An 18655-nucleotide genomic window follows, 5' to 3' on the forward strand; every position below is an offset into this window, starting at 1 on the left:
AGTCTGATATTATAATGAGGTGCCACCATCCAAGGTTATGGTCTGTCCGGTAATGAATTTTGAGTTTTCAGATGCCAGCCAGCAAATAGCTTCCGCAATTTCCTCCGCTTCCCCAAACCTGCCCATAGGTATCATTCGTTTTAACTTATCGCCCATATCAGCACTTACAGCGAGTAATTGTTCCAACAATGCCGAATGAGTAAACCCAGGGCAAACAGCATTGATTCGAATGTTTTTTCTACCATACTCCAAGGCAGCCGATTTTGTCATTCCCACTACTGCAAATTTACTAGCGGAATAAGAAAGGTTATTTCCAGAAGCCTTTAACCCTGCTAAAGAAGCGACATTCACAATAGTACCATGCCCCTGTTTTAGCATATGTTGTATTGCAAGTTTCATGCAATAGAATACTCCGGTTTGGTTCACCGCAATCACATTATGCCAGTCGTCAAGAGAGTGTTCCGCAGTCTTTGCTTGGTGTTTGCCTCCTATTCCGGCATTGTTCACCATAACATCTAGACTACCATATTTTTCCATTACTTTCTGCAATAATTCCTTCACATGCTCAAACTGGGTGACATCCGTTTGTAATGCTGAGGCCTTTCCTCCATCATTTCGGATTTCACTTGCCACCTTTTCCGCACTTTCCAGATTGATATCAGAGACAATGACATTGGCCTCATGTGCGCCAAAAAGCTTTGCCGTGGAAGCCCCTATGCCACTGCCGGCTCCGGTAATTAAAACTACTTTGTCTTTTAAGTTCATTTTTTCGATTTTGATTGATTTATTTTTTTTGATTTGGTGCACAATGAATTAATCGTGAATCAATTAATGCATGAGCTCTTAAATTTGAAGGGTACCCTTTGTCCATTATCATGTTCATGAAATCGCTAACGGAATTATACTTTACGATAAGTACATCATCCCATAAAGAATCATCTTCAGGGCCTATTAACATATGCTTGGGCGAACCGTAAAACACTATTTCTGCATTCGCCTTAAAAAAAAAAGGAGTCGCTTGTCGCATATATTCCTTGTAGGTTTCCTTACCCGTCATGCCAGTTTCAGGAACAACATCTTTATATTTTATCATATTTAGCATGACTACAGGTTCTTTGTATTCGCTATGTGCAAAGTCCGATAATTGCTCTGAATTTATGTTTACATAGTGTTGTTCGCCCATAGTTAATACAAATTATCTATTTGATTTTTTTGAATGGCCTGCCATGCGGTATTACAACATAAAGCAGAAGCTTTATTCAAATTCGCAAACTTGGGGTCACTTGTATGTCCATGTTTATATCGGTAATAAATCTGTTGTGCAATTACAGCAATCTTAAATAGGCCGTAAGCGAAATAGAAAGTAAGATTATCTATATTTCTGCCACTTTTTAAAGCATATTGCTGTACAATTTCCGTTCGTGAAGGATTGCCTTTCATAACCGTTGGAGAAGGAAGCCCCTGTTTCATAAACTCTGGATCGCCTGCCGTTGTCCAATAACCAAGTGAAGTACCCAAATCCATTAAAGGGTCTCCGAGGGTGCACATTTCCCAGTCTAAAACAGCTGAAATCTTCTTCCAACTATCGTCCGAAAAAACTACATTATCATATTTAAAATCATTGTGAATTAGCGTATGGTCATATTTTTCAGGTTGATTTTCACTCATCCACATCATTACCTTTTGTGCTGCTGGTACTTCATCGGTTACCGCGGCCAGATACTGCTTGCCCCAATTATTAACTTGTCGTTCAACGTATCCTTCCGGCCTTCCCAAATCGGAAAGTCCTGCTATCTTAAAATCAATATTGTGAAATTCTACAAAAGCATCGACCCATGTATCTGAAATGGTTTTAAATTGCTCGGGGGAAACTTGCTTACCAAAGGCAGACTTAGCTGTTAGGATCTCTCCGTTGACCTTCTCCATAATATAAAATGGAGCTCCTATAATTTTAGTATCCCCATTAAAGACGTAGACTTTAGGGCTCTTACTATACACAGGGTTTAAATGCTGTAACACCTTAAATTCACGTCCCATATCGTGCCCGCGTTTTGGCGCCGCAAAGGGTGGTCTTCGCAAGACATATTCCTTGTCCTCAATTTGAAGTAGGTACGTTAGGTTGGAATACCCATTAGTGAATTGTTTTACTTTTAATTCAATATTCACCCGGGTTATTAACCCTTTTTCTAACAAAAAATCCTTGAGTTTAACCTCATTGATTTCCTCGCCTTCCCGTACCGATTTTAAGTTTTTCTCGTTAGACATTCTATTTTTTTACATACTTGTATATCGTACTTTTTCCCAATTGACTCATATGAACTTCATCTGGGCCATCGGCCAAACGTAGCGTTCTTGCCGCTGCAAAGAAATGTGCCAAGGGTGTATCACTCCCAACGCCCTTTCCTCCTAAAATCTGAATAGCCCTATCAATTACCCTTAATGCCATTTGTGGAGTGACTATTTTTATCATGGCAATTAAATCTTTAGCTTCTTTATTTCCTACTTTATCCATTTTATCAGCTGCGGATAATACCAATAACCGGTTCTGTTCAATTTCACAGGCAGAAAGAGCTATATCTTGTCGTATACTACTAAAAGTGTCCAAGGTTCTACCAAAAGGTTTTCTTTGCACTGTACGTTCAGACATAATTTCTAAAGACCGCTGTGCCATACCTATTAACCGCATACAATGATGAATACGACCCGGACCTAAACGGCCTTGGGCTATTTCAAAACCTCTACCCTCCCCCAATAGTAAATTAGATTTGGGTACCCGAACATTTTCTAAAATGATTTCAGCATGACCCTCCGGAGAATCAGAATAACCAAAAACACTTAGTGCCCTTTCAATCTTTAGGCCTGGCGTATCCATAGGTACCAAAATCATACTTTGTTGTACATGTCGAGGTGCATCAAAATCGGTTTTACCCATCACAATGGCAATTTTACAATGAGGATCCATCGCACCAGAAGACCACCATTTTCGACCATTAATAACATAGTCATTTCCGTCAGAAACAATAGCGGTTTCAATGTTAGTTGCATCAGAGGAAGCAACCTCAGGCTCCGTCATTAAAAAGGCCGAACGAATTTCCCCGTTCATTAAAGGTCTCAACCATTTTTCTTTTTGTTCTGAAGTTCCATATTTAGCAAGCACCTCCATGTTTCCCGTATCGGGAGCACTACAGTTGAAAATTTCGGACGACCAGAGTATACGCCCCATAATTTCTGCCAAAGGGGCATATTCCAAATTCGAAAGCCCGGGACTTGGTTCTCCATACGAAAAAGGAAGAAAAACATTCCACAGTCCAGCATCCTTTGCCTTTTGCTTTAATGCTTCCATACCGGGCCAACGTTTCCAACTATTATCCGGATTTTGATGAAACAACTCTACCTCCTTTTCAATAGGGTGAACATGAGTTTCCAAAAAACCCTTCAATTTTTCTTGAAGTGTTATCGATTTATCGCTGTAGTCAAAGTTCATAGTTCTCTTTTATTAACCTGAAATTAAATAACCTCCATCTGCAGTATACACCCCACCTGTCATATAAGAGCCCGCATCAGATGCTAATAACATGACTATTCCAGCCATTTCATCAGGTTCTGCCACTCTTTTCAAAGGAACGATACTGGTATACTGTGCAGCCAGTTTTTCATCTGACCACAGACTTTCACTAAATTTTGTCTTTATTAATCCAGGACATACCGCATTGGAACGGATGCCGTATCGGCCCCACTCCTTTGCCTGGTTCTTAGAAAGCATGATTACAGCAGCTTTCGTCATACTATAGAGTCCCAATCGAAATCCGGGATGAATACCTTCTACTGATGCAATATTGATAATACTACCACCGCCATTAGCTTTCAAATGCGGTTGTGCTAAATTAGAAAGTAACCAAGGTGCCTTAACGTTTACGTTCATGATTTTATCGAACACTTCTTCCCCTGCCGATTCTAATGGTCCGTAAAACGGATTTATGGCAGCGTTGTTGACCAAAATATCTATTCTGCCATAAGCTTCCATTGTTTTGGCTATCAGTTGTTCCCTTTGGGTGGTATCCCCAATATGACATTCGATTCCTATGGCTTCCAATCCGGCTTCATTAAACTCCTTCGCTACGGCATCAACAGCCTCTTGTTTTCTGCTACTAATGACCACTTTGGCCCCGTTTTCAGACAGTCCTTTGGCGATGGAAAGTCCTATCCCCTTACTTGATCCTGTGATGATAGCCACTTTTCCGGTTAGATTAAATTTTGATTTTATACTACGCATATTTCTTTCTCGGTTGTTAGTTTTTAAAAGTATTTCTTTTACTCTTTTGTCTTTTTAATCAAGCGAATAGTTGCTTTTCTGTATTCAATGTCAATGCCTGTTTGTCCATTAATATTTCAGATAGCCCTGTTGTTTTAGGAAGTTCGTATTTAAAATAAAACCGCATGGCGTGAATTTTGTTTTCATAAAATTCAGCACTAAAACTAGTATCAGCAGAGACCAATGCTTTTTGTGCTTCACGGCCTATATCCAACCATTGCCATGCCATGATTATCGTACTGAAAAATTCCATAAAAGGTGTGGCATCCGCCAAGAATCGCTGATAATCACCCTTCATTGCATAACCCATGAGAGATTGTAGCACTTTTTGGGTTAGTTCCAATTTACTACCTAATTTCTCTGCCAAAGGTTTCAAAATTTCGTGCGCCATACTTTCTTTGATAGAATTCATAATTTCCTCAGAGAGCAATTTTAGTGCTTTTCCATTTTCCATCGTGATTTTTCTTCCCAAAAGATCTTGAGACTGAATGCCAGTAGTTCCTTCATAAATGGCAGAGATTCTGATATCTCGCAAATACTGTTGTAAAATATAATCGGAACAAAAACCATAACCACCTAATACTTGTACTCCATTATTTACAGAAGTAATACCCATTTCAGAAGGGTAGGTCTTTACTACAGGTGTCAATATTTCTAACAACATCTTATATTTTTCTCTACTTTCTGCCTCTGAAAGCGATTGTGACAAGTCTTGATAACGAGAGGTCAAAAAGACCAAGCTTAAAGACCCTTCTGTAATTACTTTTTGCAAAAGCAGCATTCTACGCACATCGGGGTGATTGATGATGAGAGTTTGATCTTGAGAGGCGTCTTTTTTTCCAGTACGTTGCAGTTCACGACCTTGAGGTCTTTCTTTAGCATAGCTAACCGAGGCATGATATGCTCCCGTAGCAATTGCAGCAGCACCCCTACCAACCGCGATTCTAGCGCCGTTCATCATCAAAAACATATATTTTAAACCTTGGTTAGGTTCACCAACCAACCAACCTGTGCAGTCTTCCTTATCTCCAAAAAACAAGTGCGTGGTACAATACCCTCTTTGTCCCATTTTTTGAAAATCACCAACCGTAGTAACATCATTATTTTCTAAATCACCTTGTGAATCGAGTCGGTTTTTAGGCACAACAAAAAGTGATATTCCTTTGGTACCGGCAGGTGCTCCTTTAATACGTGCCAAAACCAAATGAACGATATTTGCAGCGCCTTTATAATCACCTCCGGAGATGAATATCTTTTGTCCGTTTATTTTATACGAATCTCCATCAGGTACTGCGGTAGTCACAATATCAGAGAGCGAGCTACCCGCCTGTGGTTCTGTAAGGCACATGGTACCGCTCCATTCTCCAGCCATCATTTTGGGCACGTAGGTATCCTTAAGAAATTGATTCCCAAAATGCACGATCAATTCGGCTGCACCTACCGTAAGACCAATGTAACCAGGGAGGTGGTTATTTGCCGTTTCCTGAATAAAGGCAGAAGCATGTACCACCATCGAAGGCATTTGCATACCCCCAGCTTCATAGGAGAATGGACCGGATAAAAAGCCCATTTCACCCCCCGCTTTCATATACTTTTTAACTTGTGGATGAACAATAAGTTCCCCATCCTTAAAATGCGCGGGGTTTTCGTCCATCTCCCTATAATAAGGATAGAGTTCCTTATCCGAAAAATCCTTTACCGAATCGAGCATCATAGCAATGGACTCTTCATCATATTCCGCAAATTGTTCTTGTGCCAGTACAGTTTTAAGATTATGTACGTTGAACAATAAAAATTTAAGGGTTTCCATATCTATATAAGTATTGGCCATAACAACTGTTTTAAAAAAATTAGTGCCATTGAAGTTAGGATTTATTCAAAGGAATCTCGTTAAACTGGTTTAATAAAAAAAGAATCAATTTCACTTTTAATATTATTGTATTTCGTAGCTGAATATAAATCGTTTATTAAAATCCATTAGTTTAGTAGATGTTTAAAAGCGCCAATCGGACTATTACGTTTAACTAAATGTTGGCATTAATAGGTAAAGAAGCTATGAAAGAATATGAACGAGAAAGCAGTAATGATAATGAAGCCTATAACTAATAGCACTTAAAGTTCTATATTTAAAGCCTTTGAAATGTTTTCTGAGTCTGCCAAATAATAAAAATTAGCATTTAAAGTAGAATAGTAAAACATAATAAGTTAGCGACTTTTCATACCCAAACTACTATAAGGCATATAGTTAGCTATATTTCTTTAAGCAAGGTGTTCAGTGGCAAAAAAAGAAAGAATAAGTTTCACTTAGTCATGCCTTATAAAATACTCACAATGAATGAATAGTATGTGGATAAAAAATAATTGGGTTTATGGTGTTTTATTAGTATCGGTTATATCAGCAATATTTGCGTTAATAACTTCAAACTTTATTTTTAAATCAGGAACAGCTGGTATAGGGATCTTAATTCTCATAATTCTCAATTTCAAAAAAGAAAAACCTTCCAAAAATACATGGCTCATCATCGGTGCTTTTTTGTTTTCAATTGCAGGTGATTATTTTATGTCCAATATGAATGGAGATAGTACAATGTTTACTAAGGGTATTGCATTTTTTTTCCTTGCTCATTTAGGCTACCTTTTCTTTGCCACACTTAATGGACAAATAAAGTGGAGGTTTACAAGCATTTTACTGGCATCGTTTTTATTGTTTTATTTCATAGTGTTATTCCCTAGAATTAACGATATCATTCTTATGCTTGCTGCATTACTTTATTTATTTATTTCTTGTTTTTCCTTAGGCGCATCTGTTGGAATTAAGGGTGACTCTATAGTAAAATGGACCTATGTCTTTGGTATTTTTTTAATTCTTTTTTCAGACACAATAATCTCTCTAACAGAATTTTTAGGATATAATAAGTTGGATTTTTTAATTTTACCAACCTATTATCTTGCCCACATTAGTATAACATTTTCATTAATAAAGAGGCAGGATTAAGATTTAAATATCACTGCAACGAAAAGTCTTTAAGAATTTTACTAGAGCAAAAGGCATCACTACATTTTATAATTTATAATTTGCTTTGGTTATATATTTTCTTGTTATATACCATTTAGCTTAGGATTTTTTAAAGCTTATCGGCCACTTTTAAAACCAATTACTATGCTGACAACAACCGTTAAAAAACTATCCCTTTCCCAATCGTTTCCGAAGTTTTGATAGCCCCACTGGAGTTAGTCCTAAATATGAAGCAATCAAATATTGAGGTACACGTTGAAATAGGTCTGGTCGTTTTTTTATCAAGCGTAAGTAACGTTCCTCATTGGTACGGCTATTAATACGCTCGACTCTCGTGAATATTTTTATAAAAGCTTCTTGCATCGATAATCGTCCAAAACGCTCCAATTGGTGTGATCGTTTAAAAGAATTCTCTGCATCCGATTTTTTTATGGCATAAACTACCGTGGCTTCTGATGCTTTTAAGTAGTAATTGGAGGGAGTGCCCTTTACATAGGCAGGTAAATCGGTGAAAAAGATATCATCGGTATAAAATTCCAGTACTTTTTGCTCGCCCTCGTCTAACTTATAATAGTATATACACCCTTTAGCTACATAATAAAAGTAATCAACCAATTGCCCTGGTGTTAACAAAGTATCGCCTTTTTTCAAATCTATTCTATGATAAAATTGCATCTGTTCTTCTACCATCTCATCATCTACCTGAGTATACGACAAAATCTTTTTTTTCAGATTTTCTAGATGTAAGGTTTCGATTTTTGTTTTCAAGGGTTATCGTTTAACTTAGGAAAGAAATTCAAGATAGGAATTTTTAGATAATTGATTCTTCAACTTATGGTTATGTTTTAGAATACTATATACTAAATGATTTCAAGGTTTTCTGTATTCTCAATACCATACTACTAAAAGTGGATGATTAAGAATCAACTGTTACCTTCTTTTTGAAACGTCCCAAACATTCACCGAAGTATACCGTTTTAAAATGATTTCGGCCCGTTTTCCATCGACGGTTATTCGGGTATAAATTATGAGCTTTTCAGGATTGTAAGTAATGTCCCTCGTAAAAATGAGCACTGTTAATGTACTATTGTTCCGTATGATACGTGTCTTTTAAATTAAACAAACTTGTTTACAAAGACGACGCTAAATAGTCTTATACACTACCAAAATCATAAACAACAAACGTACCAATCCATTAATCGAACTCTACACCTTTTATATGATATTAGATGATATCATATGAATAAATAAAAAACGAAAAGCACTGTAAAACAGTAAGTTAACAGTGCTTTGATACCTCTTTGAAAGTGGTTCGTCGGGATGACAGGATTTGAACCTGCGACCACTCGACCCCCAGCCGAGTGCGCTACCGGACTGCGCTACATCCCGAAATCGGATTGCAAAAATATAAAAGTAAACTTGAATAGCATCTACTTTTTCTCTAAAAGCAAAAACTAATCGAGGCTTTCGATCCAGTCATACATAAGCGTTGTCCAACCTTTCAAATACTGGTCGTTAAGTGCTAGAGAAAAACCATGACCACCTTTTGGATATATATGCATTGTAGCCGATACTCCTTTATCCTTTAAGGCATTATAAAAAAGTAAACTGTTTTCAACTGGTACCGCAGTATCATCGGTGGCATGAAACAAAAATGTGGGTGGTGTGCTTACTGTTACCTGTTTCTCATTCGAAAAATGATCTTGTAATTTTTGAGTAGTACTATTGCCTAACAAATTGCCTTTAGAACCTTCGTGCGTCATCGGACCCATGCTTATTACCGGATAACCCAGTACCATGAAATCTGGTCTTGCGCTTTCCTTATCAATAGCATCTATTGCATTATATACAGACTCGTCAAAATGCGTACCTAAGGTAGATGCTAAATGTCCACCCGCAGAAAACCCGATAATTCCTATTTTATCAGTAGTTATATTGAGATCTTTTGCATGATATCTTACCATTCTTAAAGCTCTTTGCGCATCTATTAATGGTACGTTATGTTTATTTGTTTGAGATTGATTAGATGGTAGCCTATATTTAACTACTACCCCTGCAATTCCCTTTCCATTTAAAAACTTAGCGATATCCGTCCCTTCCCAATCATAAGCAAGAATGCCATAACCGCCTCCTGGAAAAATCAGCATTGCCTCTCCGGTAGCATTCTGCTTCGTAGGCAAAAAAACTTCAATGGTAGGTACTTGAACGTTGCTTATCACTAAAATATCTCCCCGTTTATTGACCTCAGATTCATTAGATGATATTCTATTTGGAATTTCACCTTTTGGCCATATCGGCATTATTGTGTCCTGTCCATTTAATTTACTCATGAAAATCAATGCAAATAGAAGTGTTTTGTATTTCATATTTCTTAACTTTTTTAATCACACGACCAGTTAAAGTTCGCTATTGGGTCATTTGAAGACCCTTGTAAATTATAATGCCACCACTCTGTTCTCGTAGACCAGAAACCATGTTTTTCCATAGTCTCTTTGAGCAGCTTCCGATTATCTAAAATCTCTTGTGGCAAATCTAAATTATCATGATAAGCACGCTTCCCAAAATAATCAAAATCGGTTCCCATATCTAACTCTTCACCATCTAAAGTAACTAGAGTAATATCTACTGCCCCACCCTTATTATGGATGGAACCCTTTACGGGGTTGGCCACATATTGAGGGTTAGGTACTATTTTCCACATTTTATACTGTACAGAATTCGGACGATAACAATCATAAAACTTTATTTTAACCCCATCCTTTTTAAATTCCTCATTGGCAGTCATTAATGCTTTTGCAGTTTTCACCCTAGTATAACATTCAGCGCAGTCATAAACTTTCTCTTTTAAAAAATTATTATCTGTAGCGTATCGTAAATCATAAACGAAATCATCACTATAATCTGCTAGCCGTATGAATGTGGTATCCATAAGGGAAGTTAAAGGTATAATCTCTTTTATAATTTCAATATTATTCTCTGTGGTTAATGAATCTATTTGAATAATAGATTCAGGTAAAGGATGCTCAGCCTCAACTTTTTTATTGTTTTCTTTACAAGATATATTCAATATAAAAAAAAAGAATGCTACTATTTTCAAATAATTGCATTTTCTAAAATCTTGCATTAAAGTAGTATGCGGTATCATTTTTTCTGCCATTCTGTTATTCAATATCATCCAAAATTCAAAGTAAGTTATAGTATAATAATTACTACCTTACCTAAAACTATCATTTTAGCAATTTAACCAAAAACAATGAACTACCGGATATCGTTATTCTTGACCTTAGCTATTTTATTAATTTCATGTAAAGATGAAAAGAACTCATCAACGGAGCCTGTTAAACCAACAGATTCTCCTTGGTTGTTAGGTTTTGAAAAAACCAAAAAAAATCCGATAATGCAATCAGACTCCACTTATACGTTTTCGGACCCTATTTCAAATAAAGAAGTTCAATGGCAAAAAGCCGATGTTTTTAATCCTGGGGCAATCGTAAAAAATGATACCGTATTTCTATTATTTAGGGCTGAGGATAATCCTGCTGCTATTTTAGGCGGAAGAACCTCTCGTATCGGATTGGCTTATAGTACAAACGGGATTGACTTCACAAAATATCCAAAGCCTGTTCTATTCCCTGATAATGATGAATTTTCACAATGGGATCAACCCGGTGGAATCGAAGATCCTCGTATAGTGGAAACTCCAGACGGTATCTATATCATGTTATATACAAGTTGGAACAAAGATATCGCCCGTCTATCTAGCGCAACCTCTAAAGATTTAAAAAATTGGACAAAGCGAGGCCCTGTTTTTGAAAAAACTAACAACGGCAAGTTTTTAAATGAATGGAGCAAATCGGGTTCCATTGTTACTGAATTGATAAATGGACGATTAATTGCTAAAAAGATTAACGGAAAATATTTAATGTATTGGGGGGAGCTTTTTGTAAATCTTGCTACTTCTAGCAATGGTGTGGACTGGGATCCGACGTTAACCGAAACTGGGGAATTACTGCATAGTTTTAAACCAACATTAAATGATTTTGACAGCCACCTTACCGAGCCTGGGCCTCCTGCCCTATTTACAGATGCTGGTATTCTTTTGTTATACAATGGGAAAAACTTAAGTGGTGAAGGCGCAACAGATAAATTTCCTGAAGGCACGTACTGTGGCGGTCAAGTTTTATTCGATAAAAATGACCCAACCAAGATGATAAAAAGACTAGATACTCCTTTTATCTGTCCTAGTTTACCCCATGAAGTTAGCGGTCAGTATAAGGCCGGTACCACATTCATTGAAGGTTTGGTATATTTTCATGATAAATGGTTCCTGTATTATGGTACAGCGGATTCTATGGTAGGATTAGCGGTCAAGGAATAAAACTAAATTTTAAAATGTATTATTTAGTTATAAGAATATAAACAAGTGAGGTGCATTATGAAATTATTTAAAATTTCAGCCAATTTTATCTTAATGCTTCTACTATTTTCTTGCTCTGAAAAAGGAAAAAAAGATAATAATATAGCATCAGTAAAAAAGCCGAATATAATTTTAATTCTCGCCGATGATCAAGGTTGGGGTGATTTAAGCAGTAGCGGTAATACAAATTTAAATACACCTAATATAGATTCTTTAAAAGCCAAAGGTGCTTCGTTTGAAAACTTCTATGTTCAACCGGTATGTTCACCAACAAGAGCCGAAATTTTAACTGGAAGGTATTTTACGCGAATGGGAGTTTATGAAACATCGTCTGGTGGTGAACGTATTAATTTGAACGAAACTACGATAGCTGAACTTCTTAAAAATATAGGTTATCGTACTGCTGCATTTGGTAAATGGCATAATGGTATGCAACCTCCCTACCACCCTAATTCAAGAGGATTTGACCAGTTTTATGGTTTCGCTTCTGGTCATTGGGGTAATTATTTTTGCCCGATGTTAGAAAATAACGGGAACTTGGTACAGGGAAATGGTTATTTAGTTGATGACCTTACTGATAAAGGACTTGATTTTATAGAGAAAAATACCAATGAACCTTTCTTTCTTTACCTACCATACAATACCCCTCATAGCCCAATGCAAGTACCTGACGAGAATTGGGATAGAATGAAAAGCAAACCGCTAAACTTATTATCCGAAGATAATTTAGAAGAAGATTTAAGATTTACTCAAGCAGCTTTGGCTATGGTTGAAAACATAGATCACAATGTTGGTAGGGTTACCCATAAAATTAAAAGTTTGGGCTTGGAAGAGGAAACCATAATAATTTATCTTTCTGACAACGGGCCTAATGCCTATCGCTGGAATGGAGGAATGCGCGGCAAGAAAGGTTCTGTTGATGAAGGGGGCGTTCGTACACCTTTCTATATACAATGGGCAAACCATATTGAACAAGGATTGAACATCAAGAATATCGCAAGCGGAATAGATATTTTACCAACCCTATTCGGCTTATTATCTATACCGATAAAGACCAAAAAACAAATTGATGGGAAAGATTTAAGTCCGTTACTTTTTGGCGAATCCATGAATTTAAAAAACCGCTGGATTTACAATCACTGGAATGGTAAAACAAGCGTTCGAAGTCAACAATTTAGATTAGATGAAGAAAATAGACTTTACGATATTAGTACTGATCGTGGTCAAAAATTTGATGTTTCTAATAAATATCCGCAAATAACCGATTCATTAATTACAGCAAAGAATAATTGGGAAAAGGAAACGATTCAAATAACCAAAGAAAACGATGAACGCGCTTTTACACTGGGTTATCCAAAAGCATTATATACGCAACTGCCAGCTAGAGATGGTGAAGCTTATGGAAATATATATAGAAGTAACAAGTGGCCAAATGACTCATTCTTTACGAACTGGAAATCAGTTACCGATTCTATTACTTGGAATATTGAAGTGCTTACCGATGGTCATTTTCAGGTAGAATTATATTATACATGTCCTGAAATAGATTTGGGGTCAATTATTGAATTAAGTTATGAAAATAGCAAAATTGCCAAGAAAGTAACAGTTCCGTTCGACCCTCCCTTAACTGGAAAAGAAAATGATAGGGTACCAAGAATGGAATCTTACGTAAAGGAATTCAACATACTTGACCTAGGTGTTTTAGTTCTTTCTAAGGGAAAGGGTACGCTTAAGCTAAAAGCCTTGGAAATTCCTGGTAATCAAGTAGGTGATTTTAGGCTTTTACAATTTAAGAGGTTAGATTGATCTGAAGTTATTTCCAAATTAAAAATTCGCTATCGTGATACCCTATACGCTCTGCCTTGGCCTCAAATGATATGTCTTTGTTCAAAGGTTCAAAATAAATATTCCAAACTGAATCTTTTAATTTTCTCCAAACTATGGTAGCATCTGCTTTTGAATGCTTAAGCTCAATAGTATTATCTTTTTCCTGTAACTGTAAATTAGTTAATTTCGGCTGTTTACCATCTATCAACCAATTGTTTAATAGTATTTTCTCTTCTACTTCTCCGAGATCTTTAGTCTCAAGAATCCATTGATTAAGAATATCGCGATAGTGATCAATTGAATCTTTATATTCTGGCAAATTTGAAAGATTATGAAGTTCTTTAGGGTCTTTTTGTAAATCATAGAATTCCTCATTTGGTTTATCAGGTTTCATCCAGGTTGATGTAATTTCGGTTAATTTATTTGCACTATCCAACCTTCTCAATTCTTTCATTATGCCCATTTGTTCCCTGTAAGCAATAGGTAAAGCTCTACTTAAATTTGTATTAAAATTTTTTATATACTTAAATCGAGAAGAACGCACTGCTCTTAATCGATCATATACCGCATCAAACCTATCTGAAGAATGAAAGGTTACTTTTGGTTTGTTCTTGGTCTCAAAAGTACCAAATTGTGCAACACCTTGCATTACTTTAGGAGGTTCTATAGTTGCTAAAGAAAGTACTGTGGGCGCTAAATCAATAAAACTAAACATTCGATCATCGACCGAACCTGCACCTTCATTTGCAGGAAACTTAATAACCATTGGCACTTTTAAACCCGTATCATACAATGCTCTTTTATACCTTGGAAAGGGTCCGCCGTGATCACCATAAAAAAAGATGTAACTATTTTCATAAAGCCCATCGGATTTCAATTGATTTAAAACTTTTCCGATTTGATCATCCAACCGTTTTAAATTACTGTAATTGACAGCCAAATCATGTCGTACTACATCAGTATCAGGAAAATAAGGTGGAACCTTAATTTCTTCCGGATTTACGTAGAGGGTATCATTTGTTCGTGCCCAAACCTGCGATTCATGACAAACAGAAAAATTAAAGACACTAAAAAATGGTTGTCCCGATTCTCGGTTACGCCAGTGATGCTCTTTACTTGAATCACTCCATGCCGCTTCCGATTTTTCAAAGTTATAATCTTCCTTTGGTCCATTAGACGTATAATATCCATTTATTCGCAAATACTCGGTAAACATTTTTACGCCATCTGGCACTAATGGAGAATAATTAGGAATACCAATTGATGGTTCATTTTGTCCTTTAGCATACATATTATACGTTCGCATGTTATGTGTACCTAATGTTGTAGGATACATACCCGTGATAATTGCACTTCGTGCCGGAGCACAGACTGGTACGGGAGCAACAGCGTTTGTAAAAACAACGCCATCATGTGAAAGAGACTCTAAGTTAGGAAGAGACTGTATTGAGTCGCCATACATCGGGAACCAGTCTGGTGATTGATCCTCGGCCACCAACCAAATAATGTTCGGTAGTGATTGTATGTCGTGATTAATATTCTCTGCCTTATCCTTACAAGAAAAAGAAATTGTCAAAAAGATTGAAAGTAAGATTAATTTCATGAAGCATAAATTAAAGAATAGAATCTTATTATCCCAATAATAAAAAACCCCTACTTCAAACATTAAATAGGGGCCAATGGTTGGTAATTGGTATTACTATTCTAATTGACTTAGATATTCTAAGCTTTTAGGTACTTGTGAAACAACATTAGAAGATTCATCTTCAATAAACATATATTCTATACCTAACTTTTTAGCTTCGGCGACAATGCCTGAAATATCAACTTGGCCTGTACCCAGCACAACATTGGTATCGTCTTCTTCATGTCCTGTAGTGTTACCTACAATGCCCTTTTGCATATCTTTTAAATGTAGCAAGACAAACTTCTTAGGATATTTTTTCATTAATGCCAACGGATCTGCACCGCCATGCTGAGCCCAAAACACATCTAATTCAAAAAAGAAGTCCTTTGCATTTTCAGCCATATAGTCAAACAAAGTACCGTTCTTATAAGGTCTAAATTCATACCCATGCGCATGATAAGCTAGCGTAAGTCCGTTCTTTTTAAGAATTTTTCCTGCTTTATTAAAGACATCGGTTGCATGTTGGGTTTCTTCCAAATCCCATTTGTTACCATCATGAGGTACCCAAGCACACATTACATATTTAGCACCAAAATCCTTAGCGTTTTTAATAACTTTTTCGATATCATTCTCCAAGTCACCAAATTCTGAACCTACACTAACCATTGCTAAATTATTCTTGGCAAGTAGTGCCTTAAAATCATTTAGTGGTAGATCATAAGTTCCGCCGCCTTCAATTTTTGTAATTCCCCATTCGTTGATTAAACCTAATGTATTTGAGACATCAACTTTAAATTGATTACGTAAACTATATAATTGCAAACCAACCTCCTGTGCCTGTGCTAGAAAGCCATAACTTAAAAGCATAGTGACAATTATAACTTTTTTCATTTTCTTTCTTTCTTTTATCTAAGTAAGTAAATTGCCGTTTTCATCCCATTCTGCAATGACATTTCTTTGGCTCTGATCAACGCATTTCGCTATCCATGCCGGGTCATATGCTACACCGTGCTGGTCTAAAACATCTTGCGGCACGCCATCCCATACATTGGGTGAATTTCCTTTATAACCTAACTCTGCAATACCTACTTCAGAGGTATAATAACCTGTAACCGTTAGACCTCGCATCATATAGAAAAATTGTATTTCTAAAGGTTGTTTCTCTAAAGGAATTTCTACATCGTGCCAACAAATTTCATCACAAATCTGTTTTTTCTGTTCTAATGTCGCCGACTTGAACTCTGTTCCGAATTCTGTATTACTTTTATGATCTAACCACATTAAGCCACCTAACAGCGTCGGGGCCATTTCTGGGATATCTTTCCCCATGAACTCTACAAGGTCTGGAACGCCCGCCTCAATTGGTCCGCCATGAGGCTCTTTTGGTGGTAAAATAACTACAGCCAATGATGCAATAGTCTCCATCTCATGCTCATTGAATAATTGTTCAGCATTTAATTTCTCTATGCGCTCCAATTCTTCTGGTGTTCTTCCAAAATATTTATCACTTCCGGTGATAATAGCCTCATCGATAGTATCGGCATTTTCTGTTTTACAGGAGTTGAATACTAGACCTGTACCAGCGGCAGCCCCACCAAGTATTAAAGTTTGTAAACTCTTTCTTCTATCCATCTTCTAAATATTTTGTGCCTTTAGTTGTTCGATAATATAATCAGATGCTCTCCATGAAAGTGCCATAATTGTCCAAGTACAATTCTTATCTGCTTGTGAAACAAAAACACCTGCATCGACAATAAAAACATTGTCAACATCATGTAGCTGTTGAAACTTATTCGTAACAGATGTCTTAGGGTCATTTCCCATTCTGGTAGTACCTACTTCATGAATAATTTGACCTGGGGCTAAAAGACCATAATCTTGGTCTTTTCCAGGTTTTTCACTTAAGGGTATACCGCCCATGTTATGAATCAGTTCTTCAAAAGTATCCTGCATATGCTTAGCCTGGTTTATCTCAAATTCAGAATGCTTATAATTGAATTTTAAAACAGGTATACCAAATTGATCAACGGTTGTAGGGTCAATTTCGCAATAGTTGTCTTTAAAAGCAATAGCTTCGCCACGACCTCCAAAACCAATCACCGAGCCGTAGTACTTTTTAACATCGTCACGTAGACCATCTCCATAACCTCCAGACTTAAGCCCGAAGTATTTGTTCATTCCGTTAGGGTCAAAACCGAAACCATAATTGGGTTGCCCCATACCACCCCAAACTTCAATATGATACCCACGAGGGAAATTAAGCTTAGAATTATCCCCCCACCATGGTGAATACACATGCATACCCCCTACACCATCTTCGTTGTATGATGTTTTCCTATTCATTAAATCGGGTATTACGCCCGCTGCACTTGCACCCGTAGAATCATGAAGATATTTACCAACGATATTACTACTATTACCCAATCCGTTAGGATGTTGCTTGCTTTTTGAATTTAGTAGAATTCGTGCTGAACTACAAGCGGATGCCGCCAATACAACTACTTTAGCTTTAAGCTTATATTCTTTTCTATCGTCTTTACTGATATAAGATACGCCTGTTGCTTTTCCTTCGTCATTAGTCGTAATTTCACGAACCATTGAATTAACAAAAATTTTAACTTTACCTCCACTTTTTTGCGCTGGAAATATTAAACAACTTCCCGCAGAAAAATCGGCATACACAGAGCATGAACGAGAACACTGCCCACAATAAAAACAAACTCCACGATCATTATTAATCCTTTTGGTCAACATTGAAAGTCTACCCGGTATTACAGGAATATTAGATTTCTTCGCACCATTGATATAAAACAACTCATGCAATCTTGGTTTCGGGGGAGGAAGAAAAAATCCGTCAGGATCATTCTCACGGCCTTCATTGGTACCAAAAACACCAATTAGCTTATCTAATTTATCATAGTAAGGTTTAACATCCTCGTATCCAATAGGCCAATCATCACCATGACCATCACGAGTTTTACCTTTAAAATCTTTTGGTCCGAATCGTAAAGAAATTCGTCCCCAGTGATTGGTTCGCCCTCCTAACATTCTTGCTCTCCACCATTTAAACTCGGTACCTTCTTCATGTGTATATGGCTCACCTTCAACCTCCCAGTCACCCCAAGACATATCCCATTCACCAAAAGCACGATCTGTTCCTGCTCCTCGCCGAGGAGAATCATATGGCTGCTTTAACTGAGTCATGGTTTTGGGATCTGCTGGATCAAAATAAGGTCCAGCCTCTACAACGGCAACATTTAAACCGGCATCTGCCAACTGCTTGGTAGCCATACCACCACCAGCGCCAGAACCAACAATGATGACATCATAGATTTCCGAGGATTCTTTTATCTGCATAATTTTGAATTAGTTATTGAATACAATTTAAATATTTTATCAAAATATAATACTTGTTTTTAGCTGAATGACCTTGATCATTGGACGGGCGTAAGGTTT

General features: G+C 36.9%; 17 protein-coding genes and 1 tRNA gene. 3 read left to right on the forward strand and 15 right to left on the reverse strand.

Features of this window, described 5'->3' with window-relative positions; all coding sequences use genetic code 11:
- Positions 1–9: 9 nt before the first annotated feature.
- From AACZ41_RS07590 to AACZ41_RS07615, 6 genes are read right to left on the reverse strand one after another with little or no spacing between them, the layout of a single operon-like run.
- Complete coding sequence (locus tag AACZ41_RS07590; protein WP_339627782.1) at positions 10–765, reverse strand: SDR family NAD(P)-dependent oxidoreductase; 756 nt, start codon at positions 763–765, stop codon at positions 10–12.
- A 19-nt stretch (positions 766–784) separates the two neighbouring features.
- Positions 785–1183 carry a hypothetical protein gene (locus AACZ41_RS07595; protein WP_339627783.1) on the reverse strand — a complete coding sequence of 133 codons (399 nt, stop codon included), beginning with the start codon at positions 1181–1183 and terminating at the stop codon, positions 785–787.
- Between the two features lie 2 nt (positions 1184–1185).
- Positions 1186–2265, reverse strand: a complete 1080-nt coding sequence (locus AACZ41_RS07600) for a phosphotransferase family protein (RefSeq protein ID WP_339627784.1) — start codon at positions 2263–2265, stop codon at positions 1186–1188.
- A gap of 1 nt (position 2266) precedes the next feature.
- Positions 2267–3484: an acyl-CoA dehydrogenase family protein gene (locus AACZ41_RS07605; protein WP_339627785.1), complete on the reverse strand. Its 1218-nt coding sequence runs from the start codon at positions 3482–3484 to the stop codon at positions 2267–2269.
- A gap of 12 nt (positions 3485–3496) precedes the next feature.
- Complete coding sequence (locus AACZ41_RS07610; protein WP_339627786.1) at positions 3497–4273, reverse strand: glucose 1-dehydrogenase; 777 nt, start codon at positions 4271–4273, stop codon at positions 3497–3499.
- Between the two features lie 58 nt (positions 4274–4331).
- Positions 4332–6143, reverse strand: a complete 1812-nt coding sequence (locus AACZ41_RS07615; protein ID WP_339627787.1) for an acyl-CoA dehydrogenase — start codon at positions 6141–6143, stop codon at positions 4332–4334.
- Between the two features lie 504 nt (positions 6144–6647).
- On the opposite strand from AACZ41_RS07615, the gene AACZ41_RS07620 reads away from it, so the two are divergent.
- Positions 6648–7307: a lysoplasmalogenase gene (locus tag AACZ41_RS07620; protein WP_339627788.1), complete on the forward strand. Its 660-nt coding sequence runs from the start codon at positions 6648–6650 to the stop codon at positions 7305–7307.
- 189 nt (positions 7308–7496) lie between these two features.
- Here AACZ41_RS07620 and AACZ41_RS07625 read toward each other — a convergent pair whose 3' ends face one another.
- From AACZ41_RS07625 to AACZ41_RS07645, 5 genes are all read right to left on the reverse strand, one after another.
- Positions 7497–8096: a Crp/Fnr family transcriptional regulator gene (locus AACZ41_RS07625; RefSeq protein ID WP_339627789.1), complete on the reverse strand. Its 600-nt coding sequence runs from the start codon at positions 8094–8096 to the stop codon at positions 7497–7499.
- Between the two features lie 162 nt (positions 8097–8258).
- Positions 8259–8402 (reverse strand): hypothetical protein, encoded by a 144-nt coding sequence (locus AACZ41_RS07630; RefSeq protein ID WP_339627790.1) that lies wholly within the window; start codon positions 8400–8402, stop codon positions 8259–8261.
- A 241-nt stretch (positions 8403–8643) separates the two neighbouring features.
- Positions 8644–8717, reverse strand: a tRNA-Pro gene (locus AACZ41_RS07635).
- A gap of 65 nt (positions 8718–8782) precedes the next feature.
- Positions 8783–9694: an alpha/beta hydrolase gene (locus AACZ41_RS07640; RefSeq protein WP_339627791.1), complete on the reverse strand. Its 912-nt coding sequence runs from the start codon at positions 9692–9694 to the stop codon at positions 8783–8785.
- Between the two features lie 14 nt (positions 9695–9708).
- Positions 9709–10485, reverse strand: a complete 777-nt coding sequence (locus AACZ41_RS07645) for a M15 family metallopeptidase (protein ID WP_339627792.1) — start codon at positions 10483–10485, stop codon at positions 9709–9711.
- 96 nt (positions 10486–10581) lie between these two features.
- On the opposite strand from AACZ41_RS07645, the gene AACZ41_RS07650 reads away from it, so the two are divergent.
- Both AACZ41_RS07650 and AACZ41_RS07655 read left to right on the forward strand, forming a co-directional pair.
- The gene (locus AACZ41_RS07650; RefSeq protein WP_339627793.1) at positions 10582–11706 is read left to right on the forward strand and encodes a glycoside hydrolase family 130 protein; all 1125 of its coding nucleotides are present in this window, start codon (positions 10582–10584) and stop codon (positions 11704–11706) included.
- A 57-nt stretch (positions 11707–11763) separates the two neighbouring features.
- Positions 11764–13551 (forward strand): arylsulfatase, encoded by a 1788-nt coding sequence (locus AACZ41_RS07655; protein ID WP_339627794.1) that lies wholly within the window; start codon positions 11764–11766, stop codon positions 13549–13551.
- Positions 13552–13558: 7 nt separating this feature from the next.
- Here AACZ41_RS07655 and AACZ41_RS07660 read toward each other — a convergent pair whose 3' ends face one another.
- From AACZ41_RS07660 to AACZ41_RS07675, 4 genes are all read right to left on the reverse strand, one after another.
- Positions 13559–15175 (reverse strand): sulfatase, encoded by a 1617-nt coding sequence (locus AACZ41_RS07660; RefSeq protein WP_339627796.1) that lies wholly within the window; start codon positions 15173–15175, stop codon positions 13559–13561.
- A gap of 96 nt (positions 15176–15271) precedes the next feature.
- On the reverse strand, positions 15272–16090 hold the full coding sequence (locus tag AACZ41_RS07665; RefSeq protein WP_339627797.1) for a sugar phosphate isomerase/epimerase: 819 nt from the start codon (positions 16088–16090) through the stop codon (positions 15272–15274).
- Positions 16091–16108: 18 nt separating this feature from the next.
- Positions 16109–16831 (reverse strand): gluconate 2-dehydrogenase subunit 3 family protein, encoded by a 723-nt coding sequence (locus AACZ41_RS07670; protein WP_339627798.1) that lies wholly within the window; start codon positions 16829–16831, stop codon positions 16109–16111.
- A gap of 3 nt (positions 16832–16834) precedes the next feature.
- On the reverse strand, positions 16835–18556 hold the full coding sequence (locus AACZ41_RS07675; protein WP_339627799.1) for a GMC family oxidoreductase: 1722 nt from the start codon (positions 18554–18556) through the stop codon (positions 16835–16837).
- Positions 18557–18655: the final 99 nt, after the last annotated feature.

The organism is uncultured Maribacter sp. (genome assembly GCF_963974015.1).
Lineage (GTDB): Bacteria > Bacteroidota > Bacteroidia > Flavobacteriales > Flavobacteriaceae > Maribacter.

Coding starts and splice junctions, on each gene's coding strand:
- AACZ41_RS07660 (WP_339627796.1), bottom strand. CDS start 15,175: ATGAAATTAATCTTACTTTCAATCTTTTTGACAATTTCTTTTTCTTGT.
- AACZ41_RS07645 (WP_339627792.1), bottom strand. CDS start 10,485: ATGGCAGAAAAAATGATACCGCATACTACTTTAATGCAAGATTTTAGA.
- AACZ41_RS07665 (WP_339627797.1), bottom strand. CDS start 16,090: ATGAAAAAAGTTATAATTGTCACTATGCTTTTAAGTTATGGCTTTCTA.
- AACZ41_RS07610 (WP_339627786.1), bottom strand. CDS start 4,273: ATGCGTAGTATAAAATCAAAATTTAATCTAACCGGAAAAGTGGCTATC.
- AACZ41_RS07675 (WP_339627799.1), bottom strand. CDS start 18,556: ATGCAGATAAAAGAATCCTCGGAAATCTATGATGTCATCATTGTTGGT.
- AACZ41_RS07650 (WP_339627793.1), top strand. CDS start 10,582: ATGAACTACCGGATATCGTTATTCTTGACCTTAGCTATTTTATTAATT.
- AACZ41_RS07615 (WP_339627787.1), bottom strand. CDS start 6,143: ATGGCCAATACTTATATAGATATGGAAACCCTTAAATTTTTATTGTTC.
- AACZ41_RS07640 (WP_339627791.1), bottom strand. CDS start 9,694: ATGAAATACAAAACACTTCTATTTGCATTGATTTTCATGAGTAAATTA.
- AACZ41_RS07590 (WP_339627782.1), bottom strand. CDS start 765: ATGAACTTAAAAGACAAAGTAGTTTTAATTACCGGAGCCGGCAGTGGC.
- AACZ41_RS07600 (WP_339627784.1), bottom strand. CDS start 2,265: ATGTCTAACGAGAAAAACTTAAAATCGGTACGGGAAGGCGAGGAAATC.
- AACZ41_RS07655 (WP_339627794.1), top strand. CDS start 11,764: ATGAAATTATTTAAAATTTCAGCCAATTTTATCTTAATGCTTCTACTA.
- AACZ41_RS07670 (WP_339627798.1), bottom strand. CDS start 16,831: ATGGATAGAAGAAAGAGTTTACAAACTTTAATACTTGGTGGGGCTGCC.
- AACZ41_RS07595 (WP_339627783.1), bottom strand. CDS start 1,183: ATGGGCGAACAACACTATGTAAACATAAATTCAGAGCAATTATCGGAC.
- AACZ41_RS07620 (WP_339627788.1), top strand. CDS start 6,648: ATGAATAGTATGTGGATAAAAAATAATTGGGTTTATGGTGTTTTATTA.
- AACZ41_RS07605 (WP_339627785.1), bottom strand. CDS start 3,484: ATGAACTTTGACTACAGCGATAAATCGATAACACTTCAAGAAAAATTG.